The organism is Rubellimicrobium mesophilum DSM 19309, from assembly GCF_000600335.2.
Lineage (GTDB): Bacteria > Pseudomonadota > Alphaproteobacteria > Rhodobacterales > Rhodobacteraceae > Rubellimicrobium > Rubellimicrobium mesophilum.
This window is the reverse complement of sequence record NZ_KK088573.1, coordinates 13,892-29,654: the sequence shown is the minus strand read 5'-3', so window position 1 is coordinate 29,654 and position 15,763 is coordinate 13,892. Positions and strand designations below refer to the sequence as shown.

The window sequence follows — 15,763 nt, the reverse complement described above, 5'->3', positions numbered from 1 at the left end:
CGTCGATGTGAATGTCTTTCACATGACGGCTTGAAGGCCCGACCCCACTGTCCCATCTTCCGCAATGTGAAAGACGTTCACATCCAACCGCCCCCGAAGGAGGCACCGCGCAATGAGCTCCACCGAATCCTATCCTCCAGCCGGCTATCGGCCCGCGACCGAGCGGCCCTCGATCCTGAGCAACATCGTCTCCGGTCTGAGGCGCGGCGTCGAGTTCCTCGACGAGCGCGGGCGCGGCGCCTGGTGGGCGGTCACGATCCTCTCCTTCTTCGTCGCGCCGCCGCTGGGCGTCGCCCTCCTCCTCTTCATGCTGGGAACCGGACGCATGTTTGGACATCGCCATCACCATAATTCCGACCGCGCCCTTTCCTGCGGCTGGGGCCGCGGCAAGATGCGCGAGGGCTGGGAGGACCGGATGCGCTCCGCCCGCAGCGCGATGCGCCCGAGCGGAAACGCCGCCTTCGACTCCTACAAGGCCGACACGCTCCGCCGCCTGGAGGAGGAGCAGCGCGCCTTCGAGGAGTTCCTGGGCCGGCTCCGCGAGGCCAAGGACAAGGCCGAGTTCGACCAGTTCATGGAGGACCGCGCCCGCCGCGCCGCCGACCGCACCCCGACCGAGGACGGCGAGCAGGCGGCCTGACCCGAGCCTTGTGGGGGCCCGACCGGGCTCCCACATCACCATGCGAAGGGCGGGGCCTCTCCCGCCCTTTCCCCTTTCTCCCGCCCGCAGGTTCCGCCCGATGACCACGCGTCCCTTCGTCCGTCCCGCGTCCGTGCTGCACGGCCTCCCCGACCCCGTCCGCGAGCCCGAGTTCTACGAGGGCGTCACGACCAAGCGGGGCCTGGCCTGGGTCGTGGACGCGAGCCTGACCTTTCTCCTCTGCCTCCTCGCCTTGCCCTTCACCGCCTTCACGGCCCTGTTCTGGTGGCCGTTCCTCTGGCTCATGGTGGGCTTCCTCTACCGCTGGGCGACGCTCTCGGGGGGCTCGGCGACCTGGGGGATGCGCCTGATGGGGATCACGCTCCGCGCCCGCGACGGCGGGCGGCTGGACCCCGCGACCGCCTTCGCGCACGTGCTGGGCTACAGCGTGTCCATGGCGGTCTTCCCGCTCCAGCTCGTCTCGGTGGCGCTCATGATCGTGCTCGGCCGGGGCCAGGGCCTGACCGACCTCGCGCTCGGCACGGCGGTCATCAACAAGCCGGCATGAACTCGGAGCACAAAACGGCCAACTCCGCCCTTGGCGGGGCGGGGCAGTCACACTAACCTCAAACCTGCCCCGCCCTCGCCTGCCCTCCGATCGCTGGTCCCATGCGCCACTCGCTGCCCCTCGCGCCACAGTTCTATGTGACGGCCCCGCAGCCCTGCCCCTACCTTCAGGGGCGGATGGAGCGGAAGCTGTTCACCGCCCTCCAGGGCGACCAGGCGGAGAAGCTCAACGACGCGCTCTCGCGCCAGGGCTTCCGCCGCAGCCAGAACGTGCTCTACCGGCCCTCCTGCGCGGACTGCCAGGCCTGCTACTCGGCCCGCATCCGCGTCGCGGACTTCGAGCCCTCGCGCAGCCAGTGGCGCGTCATCAGGCGCAACGCCGTCCTGCGCCGCCGGGCGACCAGCCCTTGGGCGACCGAGGAGCAGTTCGCCCTGTTCCGCCGCTACCTCGACGGCCGCCATGCCGAGGGCGGGATGGCCGACATGGACATCTTCGAGTTCGCCGCGATGATCGAGGAGACGCCCGTCCGCTCGCGGCTGATCGAGTATCACGCGCCGGACGCGGACCTGCGCGCGGTCTGCCTGACCGACCTGCTCGATGACGGGCTGAGCATGGTCTACTCCTTCTTCGACCCGACGCGACCGAAGGACTCTCTGGGCACCTACGTGATCCTCGACCATGTCCAGATCGCGCGGGAGCTGGGCCTGCCCTACGTCTACCTGGGCTACTGGGTCCCGGGGAGCGAGAAGATGGGCTACAAGGCCCGTTTCGGGGCCCTGGAGGTCTACAAGCGCGGCCAGTGGCAGCCCCTCGGCGATCCCTCGACCTACTCGGCCGAGACGCATCCCCTCTCGGTGGACCCCATCGCCGAGCAGGTCGCCCGCATCCACCTCCCCGACGCGCGCGGCACCAAGTAGGTGCGGCTCCAGGCCGTGACCCTCGTCGTCCCAAGCTACGACGAGGGCATCGCCTTCTTCGTGGAGGGCCTGGGCTGGCGGCTCGGCTCGGACGAGGACCAGGGCGGCGGCAAGCGCTGGGTGGTCGTGGAGCCGCCCGATGGCGGCAGCGCCCTCCTCCTCGCCCGGGCCGTGGGGCCGGAGCAGCAGGCCGCCATCGGCCGGCAGGCCGGTGGACGCGTGGGCTTCTTCCTCCGCACCGCGGACTTCGAGGGCACCGCCGCCCGCCTCCGCACCGCCGGCGCCTGGTTCGAGCAGGAGCCCCGGCACGAGGCCTACGGCACCGTCGCCGTCTGGCGCGACCCCTGGGGCAACCGCTGGGACCTCCTCGGCCCACCGTGACGCTGCGGCACAAGGGCCGGGGGTTGTCGATCTCTGACCCTCCGGCATGGTTGACGCGAACGGCTTCTCCGTGAAGGCTCCGAGCGAAGCCGGCTTTGCCACGCGCCCCACGGGGAGGGACCATGGATGCTCTTCTGAGCCTGTCGCGCGGCATCGACAGGCTGAACATGTTCCTCGGCCGCGTCGCGGCCCTGCTGGTACTCGCCGCCGCCCTCATCAGCGCGGGCAACGCCATCATGCGCTATGCGTTCGACTACAGCTCCAACGCCTTCCTGGAGATCCAGTGGTACCTATTCGCCGGCGTCGTGATGCTCGGCGCGGCCAACACCCTGCGCCGGAACGAGCATGTGCGCGTGGACCTCGTCTATATGTCGGTGTCCGACCGGGCGCGGCTCTGGATCGACGTGTTCGGCATCCTCCTCTTCCTGTTCCCCTTCACCCTCCTCCTCGCTTGGCTGTCCTGGCCCATCGCCATCCGCGCGCTGCAGACCGGCGAGATGTCGTCGAGCGCGGGCGGGCTCCTGCGGTGGCCGGTGCGGATGGTGATCTGCGTGGGCTTTGCCCTTGTCGCCCTCCAGGGCCTGTCCGAACTCATAAAGCGAATCGCCGCCCTGCGGGGCGCCCTCGCCCTCAGCACCGACTACGAAAAGCCGCAGCAGTAGGGAGCCCCCGCCAGTGTTCTTTTACGGCCCCCTGCCACCCCTGATGTTCGTGAGCATGATCTTCTTCATGCTCTACGGCTTTCCCGTGGCCTTTTCGCTCGGCGCGGTCGGGCTCACCTTCGGCATCATCGGCGTCGTGACCGGGCACTTTCCCGAGGCCTTCCTCGCCGCCCTGCCCCACCGCGTCTTCGGCATCCTTTCCAACGACATCCTGCTCGCCATTCCGTTCTTCACGCTGATGGGGGCGATCCTCGAGAGGGCCAAGCTGGCCGAGGACCTGCTCGAAGGGATGGGCAAGCTCTTCGGCTCGATCCCCGGGGGCCTCGCCTATGCCGTCATCATCGTGGGCGCGCTCCTGGGCGCCGTCACGGGGACCGTCGCGGCCTCGGTGCTCACGATGGGGGTGATCTCGCTGCCCATCATGCTCCGCTACGGCTACAACCAGAGGCTCGCCACCGGCGTGATCGCGGCTTCGGGCACCATCGCGCAGCTCATTCCGCCTTCGCTCGTGCTCGTGGTGCTGGCCGACCAGCTCGGCCGCTCGGTCGGCGACCTCTACAAGGGCGCGCTTCTTCCGGCCTCGGTCCAAGTGGCCCTGTTCCTCCTCTTCGTGCTCGGCGTCTCGATCGTCCGGCCCAAGCTGATGCCGCCACTCCCCAAGGAGATCCGGGGCGACCTCAACCTCCGCCTGGTGGCGCAGGTCCTGATCGGCATAGTCCCCGTGCTGGTGCTGATGTTCCTCGTGCTGGGCACCATCTTCCTCGGCCTCGCGACCCCGACCGAATCCGGCGCGCTCGGCGTCGTGGGCGCCCTGCTCCTGGCGGCCGCAAACCGCCGCCTGACCTTTGGCCTGCTAGGCGAGGCCATGGCGCGGACGGCGCAGCTCACCTCCATGGTGATCTTCATCCTGATCGGCGCCACCGTGTTCACGCTCGTCTTCCAGGGAATGGACGGCGGCCGGTGGATCGAGCACCTGCTCGACCAGCTTCCCGGCGGCCAAATCGGCTTCCTGATCTTCGTGAACCTGTTCATCTTCTTCCTGGCGTTCTTCCTGGACTTCTTCGAGATCGCGTTCATCGTGATCCCCCTCCTGGCGCCCGCGGCCGAGAACCTGGGCATCGACCTCGTCTGGTTCGGGGTGCTCATCTGCATCAACCTGCAGACGAGCTTCATGCACCCGCCGTTCGGCTTCGCACTGTTCTACCTCCGCTCCATCGCGCCGAAGGAAGTGCGGACCAAGCAGATCTACCTCGGAGCGATCCCCTGGCTCGGGCTCCAGTTGACCCTGGTCGCCATCGTGATCTTCTCGCCGGGGCTCGTGACCAGTATGCTCAAGCGGGGGCCCATGGTCGATCCGTCCACCGTCCAGATCGTGACCCCCGGCGTCGGCGGGCTTGCGGGCGGGCTGGGTGGCGGCCTGGGCCAGCCCGGCTCGCTCGGCCAACTCGGGCAGCCCGGGGCGCTTGGCCAGCCCGGTGCCCTGGGCCAGCCGGCGCCCGCTCAGCCGGACGCGGGCGGCGCCTCGGACAGTTCGGCCACGGCGCCAGGCACGCCGCCTCCGGTCGGCTTGGGCCAGCCCGGAGGGCTCGGCGTGCCGCCGGGCTTGCAGGCCCCCGCGCCAAGTCCCTGATGGTCCAAGAAGAACCCCCGGAGAGTCAGCTCTCCGGGGGTTGCATAGAACAGGAAAGCCGGCGGCTCAGAGCTGCCCGGCGTTCGCCTTCTGCATCATGAAGGTGTCGAAGTTGTATTCGGCGACCTGCAGCCAGGTGAACCAATTGTTCCGGAACGCCTTGATCGAGTCCCAGAGCGTCTTGAACTCGGGGTTCGAGGTGTCGAGCGCGGCATAGACCTCGTTCGAGGCGTTGAAGCAGGCTTCGAGGACCTCGGGCGAGAAGGGCCGAAGCTGCGCACCAGCCGCCACGAGATTGCGGATCGAGGTCGTGTTCAGCCAGTCGTACTGCGACAGCATGTTCGCGTCCGCCGCCTGGGAGGCGGTGCGGAGCAGCGCCTTGTAGTTCTCGGGAAGCAAATCGTACTGCTCGAGGTTGAACAGGAAGTGGACCGTCGGGCCGCCCTCCCACCAGCCGGGATAGTAGTAGTACGGTGCGACCTGCACGAAGCCGAGCTTCTCATCGTCATAGGGGCCGACCCATTCGGCCGCGTCGATCGTACCGGTCTCGAGCGCCGAGTAGATGTCGCCACCCGCGATCTGCTGGGGCACGACGCCAAGCGTCTCCATGATCGACCCGGCGAAGCCGCCAATCCGCATCTTGAGGCCCTGCAGATCGGCGACGGTGTTGATCTCCTTGCGGAACCAGCCGCCCATCTGCACGCCGGTGTTCCCTCCCGGGAAGCCGATCAGCCCCTGCTTGGCGTAGAACTGGTTGGCGAGGTCGATGCCGCCGCCGTGGTAGTGCCAGGCGTTCATCCCGCGCGCGTCGAGCGAGAACGGAATCGCCGCCGGCACCGCCCAGGCCGGGTCCTTGCCCCAGTAGTAGTAGGACACGGTGTGGCAGGCCTCGACGGTCCCTTCCATCACCGCATCCGCCGCCTGCAGACCGGGCACGAGCTCGCCCGCCGCGAAGACCTGGATCTCGAAATTGCCGTCCGTCGCCGCCGACAGGTACTTGGACAGCGTCGTGGCACCGCCGTAGATCGTGTCGAGCGAGTTCGGGAAGGACGAGGCAAGGCGCCAGGAGACCTTGGGGCTCGACTGCGCCACGGCAGGGGCCGCCAGCGTTGTGGCTGCGGCGGCGCCGATACCGGCGCGCGTCAGGAATCTGCGACGATCCAAGTGATTGACCTCCTTGCTGGGCCCACGTCCGGCGCGGGCCTCCTGTTATCGCCAGCGAGCTTAACGGCCCGCCCCCCTGCGGCAAGCCTTTCGCGCGCGCCCTGCCGCAGCGTCAGTCGCCCGCGCCGCGCAAGGAACAGGCGCCCTCGCCTGACGTTGAGCAGGCAGCCGACCCGAAGGAGCCCCGCCCATGACCGATGCCCCCGCCGATGCCAGCGCGCCCAAGACCTCGTCCGGGGCCAGGAAGGGTCGGGGCTGGTGGCGCCTCGCGGTCAACGTCTACAAGGAGATGTCCGACGACCATGTGGGGCTGATCGCGGCCGGCGTGGCCTTCTACGGGCTCCTCGCCATCTTCCCGGGCATCGTGGCCGCCATGGCCATCGCGGGCCTCTTCCTCGATCCCAACGCGGTCGTGAACCAGCTCCAGGGCCTGTCGCAGTTCCTGCCCCAGGAGGCCGCGCAGATCGTCATCGACCAAGCCACGGCGGTCGCGGGGTCCGAGTCCGGCGGCCTCGGCCTCGCCGCGATCTTCGGTATCCTGGTCGCGCTCTACTCGGCCTCGAAGGGCGTCACCTCGCTGATGGACGGCCTCAACGTCGCCTTCGAGGTCGAGGAGAAGCGTGGCATCATCAGGTACTACCTCACCGCCTTCGCCCTGACGATCGGCCTGATCCTGGGCTTCCTCCTCATCGTGGCGATCCTGGCGCTGCTGCCGGTGCTGCTCAGCGTGTTCCGGTTCGGCGACTTCACGCAGACGCTGGTGGGGATCATCCGCTGGCCGGTGGTCCTCGCCGTTCTCGCCGTTGGCCTCGCGATCCTCTACCGCTACGCCCCCTCGCGCGGGCCGGTGCCGTGGCACTGGATCACCCCCGGCGCCGCCGCGGCCTGCATCCTCTGGCTGATCGGCTCCATCGTCTTCGCGATCTACGTCCAGAACTTCGGGGCCTACAACGAGACCTTCGGCGCGCTCGGCGGGGTCATCGTCCTCCTCACCTGGCTCTGGCTCTCGGCCTTCATCGTGCTGATGGGCGCCGAGGTGGACTCCGAGATCGAGCGGCAGGACAAGGAGGCCGGGAACCGCTCCCAACCCGTCCGCACCGCCAAGGCCATCACGCCGGGCGAGAAATAAAGTTTCTCTCGTGACGCAGGATGCGACATTTTCTCACCCAAGGCGGGTTGACCCTTGGGCCTGCTGCGGGCATAAGCCCCACCGAACGACGGTGGAACGCATGACGGCGACGCTTCCGGTACTCGTAGGGATCAGGCGCATGGGCCGGTGACGGGTCTCCCATCCGGTCCCCCATGCGCCCCCGCGGACCTGTCCCGGGGGCTTTTTCGTGCCCAAGGAGTTTGAGCGATGGACGGAACGACTCAGATCACCCGCGAGATGACGGGTGCCCGGATGGTGGTGCAGGCCCTCAAGGACCAGGGCGTCGACACCGTGTTCGGATATCCCGGCGGGGCCGTCCTTCCCATCTATGACGAGATCTTCCAGCAGAACGACATCCACCACATCCTCGTCCGGCACGAGCAGGGCGCCGTCCACGCGGCCGAGGGCTATGCGCGGTCCACCGGCAAGGTCGGCGTCGCACTGGTGACGAGCGGCCCCGGCGCGACGAACGCGGTCACCGGCCTGACCGACGCGCTGATGGACTCGATCCCCATCGTCGTCCTGACCGGGCAGGTCCCGACCTTCATGATCGGCTCCGACGCCTTCCAGGAGGCGGACACCGTCGGCATCACCCGCCCCTGCACCAAGGCCAACTGGCTGGTGAGGGACACCGACCGCCTCGCCCAGACGCTGCACGAGGCCTTCCACGTCGCCCGCTCCGGCCGCCCCGGCCCGGTCCTCGTCGACATCCCCCAAGGACGTCCAGTTCGCCACCGGCACCTACGCGCCGCGCGAGGAGCACAAGTCCCGCTACCAGCCCAAGCGCCAGCCCGATCCCGCCATGATCGAGGCCATCGTCGCCGCCATGGAGACCGCCGAGCGCCCGGTCCTCTACACCGGCGGGGGCGTCGTCAATTCCGGCCCGGAGGCGACGAGGCTCCTGCGCGAGTTGGTCGCGGCCACGAACTTCCCGATCACCTCGACGCTGATGGGCCTCGGCGCCTATCCGGCCTCCAGGCCGAACTGGCTCGGGATGCTCGGGATGCACGGCCTCTACGAGGCCAACATGGCGATGCACGGCTGCGACCTGATGCTCAACGTCGGCGCCCGCTTCGACGACCGCATCACCGGCCGCCTCGACGCCTTCTCGCCGGGCTCGCGCAAGGCCCACATCGACATCGACCCCTCCTCGATCAACAAGGTCGTCCGCGTTGACTTCCCCGTCGTCGCCGACGTGGCCGAGGCGCTTCGCGCGATCCTCGACCTCTGGACTGCCCGCGGCCGCAAGGCGAACCGCGAGGCGCTCGGCCAGTGGCACGGCCAGATCGCCCAGTGGAGGGCGCGCAAGTGCCTGAGCTACAAGCCCTCCCAAGTTACCATCAAACCGCAATACGCCCTCGAGCGCCTCGAGGCCCTCACCAAGGGCCGCGACCGCTACATCTGCACCGAGGTCGGCCAGCACCAGATGTGGGCCGCTCAGTTCCTGGGCTTCGAGGAGCCGAACCGCTGGATGACCTCCGGCGGCCTCGGCACCATGGGCTACGGCTTCCCCTCCTCCATAGGCGTCCAGCTCGCCCACCCCGACGCTCTCGTCATCAACGTCGCGGGCGAGGCGTCCTGGCTCATGAACATGCAGGAGATGGGCACGGCAGTCCAATACCGCCTCCCCGTCAAGCAGTTCATCCTCAACAACGAGCGCCTCGGCATGGTCCGCCAGTGGCAGGAGCTCCTCCACGGCTCGCGCTACTCGCAGAGCTGGTCCGAGGCCCTGCCCGACTTCGTGAAGCTCGCCGAGGCTTTCGGCGCCAAGGGCATCCTCTGCAAGGACCCCAAGGACCTCGACGACGCGATCATGGAGATGATCGAGCATCCCGGCCCGGTGATCTTCGACTGCCTGGTGGAGAAGCACGAGAACTGCTTCCCGATGATCCCCTCGGGCAAGCCGCACAACGAGATGCTGATGGGCGAGACCTCGACCGAGGGCGCCATCCAGGGCAAGGGCGCGGCGCTCGTCTGAGCGCCTGACCGGAAAGGAACGACGAATCTTGGCGCTGAAGATCCAGCAAGGCTCCACGAGCCACTCCGCCTACAACCTCCGCGCGACCTACTCCGAGACGGTCGAGCGGCACACCCTCGCGGTGATCGTGGACAACGAGCCCGGCGTGCTCGCCCGCGTGATCGGGCTCTTCTCCGGGCGCGGCTACAACATCGATTCGCTGACCGTGGCCGAGACCGATCACACCGGGCATACGAGCCGCATCACCCTGGTGACCTCCGGCACTCCGCAGATCATCGAGCAGATCAAGGCCCAGCTCGGCCGCATCGTCGCGGTCCATGACGTGCACGACCTTACCGTCGAGGGATCGTCGGTCGAGCGGGAGCTCGCGCTCTTCAAGGTGACGGGCACGGGCGACCATCGGGTAGAATCGCTGCGCCTCGCCGACATCTTCCGCGCCAACGTGGTCGATTCGACGCTCGAGAGCTTCACCTTCGAGATCACCGGCACCTCCGAGAAGATCGACGCCTTCGCCGACCTCATGCGGCCCCTGGGCCTGCAGGAGATGGCCCGCACCGGCGTCGCGGCGCTCTCGCGCGGCAAGAAAGGCCAGGCGCTTTAACCTCGCCTTAACTTCCTCGTGCGAAGGTGGCGGAAGGAAGCCGCCACCTTCCATCCGCCCGGCCGCCATGCTTGGGTGCCGCCCGCAGGGGAGGACCGATTCATGCCGCGCAAGATCATCATCGACACGGATCCGGGCCAGGACGACGCCGTCGCCATCCTCCTCGCGCTCGCCTCGCCCGAGCTTCGGGTGCTGGGCCTCACCGCCGTCGCCGGGAACGTGCCGCTCCGCCTGACGCAGCGCAACGCCCGCGTCATCGTGGAGTTGTCGGGCAAGTCCGTCCCCGTCTTCGCCGGCTGCGAGCATCCCCTGGAGCGCGTGCTCGAGACCGCCGAGCACGTCCACGGCAAGTCCGGCCTCGACGGCATCGTCCTGCCCGAGCCGACGCTGCCGCTCGACCCGCGCCATGCCGTCGACTTCATCATCGACACGCTGCGGGCGGAGGCTCCCGGCACCGTGACGCTCTGCCCCCTCGGGCCGCTGACCAACATCGCCACCGCCTTCCGCCGCGCCCCTGACGTCGTAGACCGCGTGCAGGAGATCGTCCTGATGGGCGGCGGCTTCTTCGAGGGCGGCAACATCACGCCGGCCGCCGAGTTCAACATCTACGTGGACCCCGAGGCCGCCGACATCGTCCTCCGCTGCGGTCGCCCGATCACCGTGATCCCGCTCGACTGCACCCACAAGGCGCTCACCACCCGCGCCCGGGTCGAACGCTTCCGCGCGCTCGGCACCCGCGCGGGCGAGGCCGTGGCGAGCTGGCTCGACTTCTTCGAACGCTTCGACGTGGAGAAATACGGCTCCGAAGGCGGCCCGCTCCACGACCCCTGCGTGATCGCCTACCTGCTGAAGCCCGAGCTCTTCCACGGCCGTCTCTGCAACGTGGAGGTCGAGACGCGGTCGGAGCTCACGCGTGGCATGACCGTCGCCGACTGGTGGGGCGTCACGGACCGACCCCGGAACGCGACCTGGGTGCGCGACCTCGACGCCGAGGGCTACTTCGCGCTGCTGACGGACCGGATCGCCGCCCTGTAGGACGGGTGAAACCAAGCCCCCTTCGGCATGGTTCGTGCTCCTTCCTCACCGACGGCGCTGCATGGGTTTCGCCCACCCCCTGTCAACGCCCGCTTGGCCGGACGGGCCTGCGTCCCTACATCCTGCCCATGACCCTGCACATCCCGTTCGACAACAGCTACGCCCGCCTGCCGGACCGCTTTTTCGTCCGCCAGGCGCCGGTCCCGGTGTCTCAGCCCCGCCTCCTCGCCCTCAACGAGCCCCTGGCCGAGGAGCTGCGCCTCGACCCCGAGGCGCTGAGGACCCCCGAGGGCATCGCCGTCCTCGCCGGCAACGCGGTGCCCGAGGGCGCGGACCCCCTCGCGCAGGCCTATGCCGGCCACCAGTTCGGCGGCTGGAACCCCCAGCTCGGCGACGGCCGGGCGATCCTCCTGGGCGAGGTCGTGGACCGCCAGGGCCAGCGCCGCGACATCCAGCTCAAGGGCGCGGGCCGCACCCCCTTCTCCCGCATGGGCGACGGCCGCGCCTGGGTCGGCCCCGTCCTGCGCGAGTTCGTCGTCTCCGAGGCGATGCACGTCCTGGGCGTCCCCACGACCCGCGCCCTCTCCGCCGTCGCCACCGGCGAGACGATCCGCCGCGAGCGCGCCTATCCCGGCGCCGTCCTCGCCCGCGTCGCCGCCAGCCACATCCGGGTGGGCACCTTCCAGTACTTCTACGCCCGCAACGACATGGAGGCGCTGGTCGCGCTCACCGAGCATGTCCTGAGCCGCCACTATCCCGGCGTCGAGGGTGCCATGGGCCTGCTGCGCGCGGTGACCGAACGGCAGGCGCGGCTCGTCGCGCAGTGGATGTCGCTGGGCTTCATCCACGGCGTGATGAACACCGACAACATGGCCGTGTCCGGCGAGACGATCGACTACGGCCCCTGCGCCTTCATGGACGCCTACCACCCGGACACGGTGTTCTCGTCCATCGACTCTTACGGCCGCTACGCTTACCGCCAGCAGCCCAACGTGGCAGCCTGGAACCTCGCGCAGCTCGCCACCGCGCTCCTGCCGCTGATGGGCAACGAGGCCGCGATCCCCGAGGCGACCGAGGTCGTGCGCGGCCTCGCCACGATCTACGCCGACGAATGGACGAAGCGCTTCGCCGCCAAGCTGGGCCTCTCGCCCGAGGACCCCGACGTGCAGCCCCTCGCCACGCGGCTCCTCGACCAGATGGCGGCGACCTGGGCCGACTTCACGATCACCTTCCGGGCGCTGGCCGAGGGAACCGAGGTCCCCGAGCTTCTCGCCGCGCAACCGGAGTTCTCGGAGTGGCGCAAGGACTGGGAGGCGAAGGACCCCGACCGCGCCGCCATGCGCCGCGCCAACCCGGCGATCATCCCGCGCAACCACCGGGTCGAGGCGATGATCCAGGCCGCCGTCGCAGGCGACCTCGGGCCGCTGGAGGAGTTGCGCGCCGCCCTTTCGGACCCCTTCGAGCCCGATCCCCGCTTCGACCACCTGCGGGCGCCGCCGCTGGAGGAAGAGAAGGTCGTCCAGACCTTCTGCGGGACGTGAAAAGGGCGGGGTCCTGCCCCGCCCTCTCCCTCGTCACTCGGTGACGCGCACGTCCGTCATCACGTCGGGGCTCTCCAGCACCTCGCCGTTGGCGCCGGTGCCACGCTTGATCGCGTCCACCACGTCCATCCCCTCCGTCACCTCGCCCACGACGGTGTACTGGCTGTTCAGGTGCGGCGCGTCGGCGAACATGATGAAGAACTGCGAGTTGGCGCTGTTCGGGTCCTGGCTGCGGGCCATCCCCACCACGCCGCGCGCGAAGGGCCTGTCCGAGAACTCGGCCGGCAGGTCCGGCAGGTCCGACCCGCCCATCCCCGCCTGGGACAGGTCGCCGCCGGCCTTGCCGTATTGCACGTCCCCGGTCTGCGCCATGAAGCCGTCGATGACGCGGTGGAAGACCACGTTGTCGTAGGCGTCCGAGTTGGCGAGCTCCACGATCCGCGCGACGTGCTGGGGCGCCACGTCGTCGAAGAGATGCACCTTGATCGTCCCGTTGGCCTGCCCCGCCACGTCGATCTCGAGGCCCGTGGCCAAGGCGGGGCTCCCCGCCAGGGCGAAAAGGATGGCCAGACGCTTCATGGATGCGCTCCTCACTGCTGCCCCTCGGGCGCGTCGGCCGCGACCCGCATCCGGATGATCCGGTCGGGGCTCTGGGGCGGCTCGCCGCGCGTGATCCTGTCCACGTTCTCCATGCCCGAAATCACGCGGCCATAGACCGTGTACTGCCGGTTCAGGAAGTGGTTGTCCTTAAAGTTGATGAAGAACTGCGAGTTGGCGCTGTTCGGGTTCGACGACCGCGCCGCCCCCAGGGTGCCCCGGTCGTGCGGGATGTTGGAGAACTCGGCCGGCAGATCCGGCAGGTCCGAGCCGCCCGTGCCGGCGCGGCGGATGTTGAAGTTGTTCTCCATGTTGCCGTTCTCGACGTCGCCGGTCTGGGCCATGAAGCCCTCGATCACGCGGTGGAAGGCGACGTTGTCGTATTTCCCGGCTCGCGCGAGCTCCTTGATGCGCTCGACGTGCTTGGGCGCTACGTCGGACAGGAGCTCGATCACCACCGGCCCGTCCTTGAGCTCGATGATGATGGTGTTCTCGGGGTCCCTGATCTCGGCCATCCCGCCCTCCTCTGGCTTGGGTCGGGGGCTGATCTAGAGGGCGGCGGCCCGGAAGCCAATCCCGCCGTTGACCTCACGCCTCCGCGAGTCCACCTCTGGCGGAGCGAAACGAAGGAGAGGCGCATGGCCTGGAAGGCGCTGAACGACATGGACCTGCGCGGCAAGCGCGTGCTGACCCGCGTTGACCTGAACGTCCCGGTCGAGAACGGGCAGGTCACCGACGCCACGCGGATCGAGCGGATCGTGCCCACGGTCGAGGCGATCCTCGGCCCAGGGGGGCACGCCGATCCTCCTCGCCCATTTCGGCCGGCCCAAGGGGAAGGTCGATCCCTCACAGTCGCTCCGCGTGGTCCTGCCCGCGCTGGCGCAGGCGCTCGGCCGCCCCGTCAGCTTCGCCCCGGACTGCGTGGGACCGGAGGCCGAGGCCGCCGTCGCCGCGATGAAGGGGGGCGACGTGCTGTTGCTGGAGAACACCCGCTTCCACCCGGAGGAGGAGAGGAACGACCCGGCCTTCGCCGCCGCCATGGCGCGGCTCGGCGACGTCTACTGCAACGACGCCTTCTCGGCCGCGCACCGCGCCCACGCCTCGACCGAGGGGCTCGCGCGGCTCCTGCCCTCCTGCGCCGGGATGCTGATGGCCGAGGAGCTTTCGGCGCTGGAGCGCGCCCTCGGCAACCCGGAGCGGCCGCTGGTCGCCATCGTCGGCGGCTCCAAGGTCTCCACCAAGCTCGACCTCCTGAACAACCTGGTGGGCAAGGTGGACAATCTGGTGATCGGCGGCGCCATGGCGAACACCTTCCTCTTCGCCCAGGGCTACCCCGTCGGCCATTCGCTGCACGAGGCGGACCTCGCCGACACGGCCCGGAGCATTCTCTCCCGCGCCGAGGAGACGGGCTGCGAGATCGTCCTGCCTCGCGACCTCGTCGTCGCCAAGGAACTGGTGGAGGGCGCGGCCGAGAGCTTCGTCTCGCCGCATGAATGCCCCGACGACATGATGATCCTCGACGTAGGGCCCCAGACGGTGAGCTACGTGGACACCGTCCTGCGCGGCGCGAAGACGCTGATCTGGAACGGCCCAGTCGGCGCCTTCGAGACTAAGCCCTTCGACGCCGGCACCCACGCCATCGCGCTCAAGGCGGCCGAACTGACCCGCGCGGGCGGCCTCGTCTCGGTCGCGGGCGGCGGCGACACGGTGGCCGCGCTGAACGACACCGGCGTCACCGGCGACTTCACCTATGTCTCGACCGCCGGGGGCGCCTTCCTCGAATGGATGGAGGGCAAGGAGCTTCCGGGCGTCAAGGCGCTCGGATGACGGCGGCCGGGGCATTTTCGCCCCGGTAGCGCCAACACGCATTGCCCCTCCGGGGCCCCCGTCCTAACCCTAGCCCAACGCAATCCAGACGAGGCCTTGCCATGCCCATCACCTCCACCGTCCAGTCGATCCTGAGGAACTACGAGGGCGAGACCCCCGGCGTGAAGGCGCAGCTCGTCCGCATGCTGATGCAGGGCCGGCTGGGCGGCACGGGCCGCATGGTGATCCTGCCCGTGGACCAGGGCTTCGAGCACGGCCCGGCGCGGAGCTTCGCGGTCAACCCGGCCGCCTACGACCCGCACTACCACTACCAGCTCGCGCTCGATGCCGGGCTCTCGGCCTATGCCGCGCCGCTCGGGCCGCTGGAGGCGGGGGCCGACACCTTCGCCGGGCAGATCCCGCTGATCCTGAAGGTCAACTCCGCGAACTCGCTCCTGCCCTCGAACATGCCCAAGACCCAGGCGATCACCGCGACCGTGGACGACGCCCTGCGGCTCGGCTGCGCGGCCATCGGCTTTACGATCTACCCGGGGAGCAGCATGTCGCTCGAAATGTTCGAGGACATCGCCGAGATGCGCAAGGAAGCGGCCTTGAAGGGCGTGGCGACGGTGATCTGGTCCTACCCGCGCGGCGAGGACCTCGACAGCAAGGGCGAGACCGCCGTCGACGTGACCGCCTACGCCGCCCACATCGCGGCACTCCTGGGCGCCCACGTCATCAAGGTCAAGCTGCCTTCCGACCACGTCAGCCAGGCCGAGGCCAAGAAGGTCTACGACGCGCAGAAGATCGACGTCTCCAGCCAGGCCGCGCGGGTGCGGCACGTCGTGCAGGCCTGCCTGGGCGGGCGGCGGATCGTGGTCTTCTCGGGCGGCGCGGCCAAGGGCGAGGATTCGGTCATCCAGGACGCCCGCGACATCCAGGCCGGCGGCGGCAACGGCTCGATCATCGGCCGCAACGTCTTCCAGCGCCCCCGCGCCGAGGCCCTGGCGCTCCTCGACCAGCTCGTCAGCATCTACAAGCAGCGCTGACGCCTGTGGCAGGTTTGCGCCACCTTGCGGGGTGGCGCATTCCT

General features: G+C 69.1%; 14 protein-coding genes and 2 pseudogenes. 13 read left to right on the top strand and 3 right to left on the bottom strand.

All coding sequences use genetic code 11. The annotated features are described in order from the left end of the window. The first annotated feature begins 112 nt into the window (after positions 1-112). The 6 genes from RUMESO_RS12010 (at position 113) to RUMESO_RS11985 (ending at position 4,798) form a co-directional block, all read left to right on the top strand. Positions 113-640, top strand: a complete 528-nt coding sequence (locus RUMESO_RS12010) for a DUF2852 domain-containing protein (RefSeq protein WP_082483974.1) — start codon at positions 113-115, stop codon at positions 638-640. A 100-nt stretch (positions 641-740) separates the two neighbouring features. Beyond that, positions 741-1,208 (top strand): RDD family protein, encoded by a 468-nt coding sequence (locus tag RUMESO_RS12005; RefSeq protein WP_051521274.1) that lies wholly within the window; start codon positions 741-743, stop codon positions 1,206-1,208. Between the two features lie 101 nt (positions 1,209-1,309). Beyond that, on the top strand, positions 1,310-2,125 hold the full coding sequence (locus RUMESO_RS12000; protein WP_037280486.1) for an arginyltransferase: 816 nt from the start codon (positions 1,310-1,312) through the stop codon (positions 2,123-2,125). Positions 2,126-2,140: 15 nt separating this feature from the next. Continuing rightward, positions 2,141-2,506, top strand: a complete 366-nt coding sequence (locus RUMESO_RS11995) for a VOC family protein (RefSeq protein ID WP_245639253.1) — start codon at positions 2,141-2,143, stop codon at positions 2,504-2,506. 122 nt (positions 2,507-2,628) lie between these two features. Next, complete coding sequence (locus RUMESO_RS11990) at positions 2,629-3,168, top strand: TRAP transporter small permease subunit (protein ID WP_037280482.1); 540 nt, start codon at positions 2,629-2,631, stop codon at positions 3,166-3,168. 43 nt (positions 3,169-3,211) lie between these two features. Continuing rightward, positions 3,212-4,798, top strand: a complete 1,587-nt coding sequence (locus tag RUMESO_RS11985) for a TRAP transporter large permease (protein ID WP_211262879.1) — start codon at positions 3,212-3,214, stop codon at positions 4,796-4,798. A gap of 66 nt (positions 4,799-4,864) precedes the next feature. On the opposite strand, the gene RUMESO_RS11980 is transcribed toward RUMESO_RS11985, so the two are convergent. Beyond that, a complete protein-coding gene (locus RUMESO_RS11980; RefSeq protein ID WP_037280480.1) occupies positions 4,865-5,962 on the bottom strand; it encodes a TRAP transporter substrate-binding protein in 1,098 nt (365 codons plus the stop codon). 190 nt (positions 5,963-6,152) lie between these two features. Between RUMESO_RS11980 and RUMESO_RS11975 the strand changes: the two genes are divergently transcribed. The 5 genes and pseudogenes from RUMESO_RS11975 to RUMESO_RS11955 all read left to right on the top strand — a co-directional run bounded on the left by RUMESO_RS11975 (position 6,153) and on the right by RUMESO_RS11955 (position 12,267). Beyond that, the gene (locus tag RUMESO_RS11975; RefSeq protein ID WP_051521273.1) at positions 6,153-7,091 is read left to right on the top strand and encodes a YihY/virulence factor BrkB family protein; all 939 of its coding nucleotides are present in this window, start codon (positions 6,153-6,155) and stop codon (positions 7,089-7,091) included. A 246-nt stretch (positions 7,092-7,337) separates the two neighbouring features. Further along, positions 7,338-9,090: pseudogene (locus tag RUMESO_RS11970) on the top strand (acetolactate synthase 3 large subunit). 25 nt (positions 9,091-9,115) lie between these two features. Next, on the top strand, positions 9,116-9,691 hold the full coding sequence (gene ilvN, locus RUMESO_RS11965) for an acetolactate synthase small subunit (RefSeq protein ID WP_037280478.1): 576 nt from the start codon (positions 9,116-9,118) through the stop codon (positions 9,689-9,691). A gap of 102 nt (positions 9,692-9,793) precedes the next feature. Further along, positions 9,794-10,726 carry a nucleoside hydrolase gene (locus RUMESO_RS11960; RefSeq protein ID WP_037280475.1) on the top strand — a complete coding sequence of 311 codons (933 nt, stop codon included), beginning with the start codon at positions 9,794-9,796 and terminating at the stop codon, positions 10,724-10,726. Between the two features lie 128 nt (positions 10,727-10,854). Next, positions 10,855-12,267, top strand: a complete 1,413-nt coding sequence (locus RUMESO_RS11955) for a protein adenylyltransferase SelO (protein ID WP_037280474.1) — start codon at positions 10,855-10,857, stop codon at positions 12,265-12,267. 33 nt (positions 12,268-12,300) lie between these two features. Here RUMESO_RS11955 and RUMESO_RS11950 read toward each other — a convergent pair whose 3' ends face one another. Together RUMESO_RS11950 and RUMESO_RS11945 are read right to left on the bottom strand one after the other, a co-directional pair. Then, on the bottom strand, positions 12,301-12,846 hold the full coding sequence (locus RUMESO_RS11950; RefSeq protein WP_037280472.1) for a peptidylprolyl isomerase: 546 nt from the start codon (positions 12,844-12,846) through the stop codon (positions 12,301-12,303). A gap of 11 nt (positions 12,847-12,857) precedes the next feature. After that, positions 12,858-13,379: a peptidylprolyl isomerase gene (locus tag RUMESO_RS11945; protein ID WP_037280470.1), complete on the bottom strand. Its 522-nt coding sequence runs from the start codon at positions 13,377-13,379 to the stop codon at positions 12,858-12,860. 168 nt (positions 13,380-13,547) lie between these two features. On the opposite strand from RUMESO_RS11945, the pseudogene RUMESO_RS11940 reads away from it, so the two are divergent. Continuing rightward, positions 13,548-14,691, top strand: a pseudogene (locus tag RUMESO_RS11940) (phosphoglycerate kinase). A 101-nt stretch (positions 14,692-14,792) separates the two neighbouring features. Next, positions 14,793-15,719: a class I fructose-bisphosphate aldolase gene (locus tag RUMESO_RS11935; RefSeq protein WP_037280468.1), complete on the top strand. Its 927-nt coding sequence runs from the start codon at positions 14,793-14,795 to the stop codon at positions 15,717-15,719. Positions 15,720-15,763: the final 44 nt, after the last annotated feature.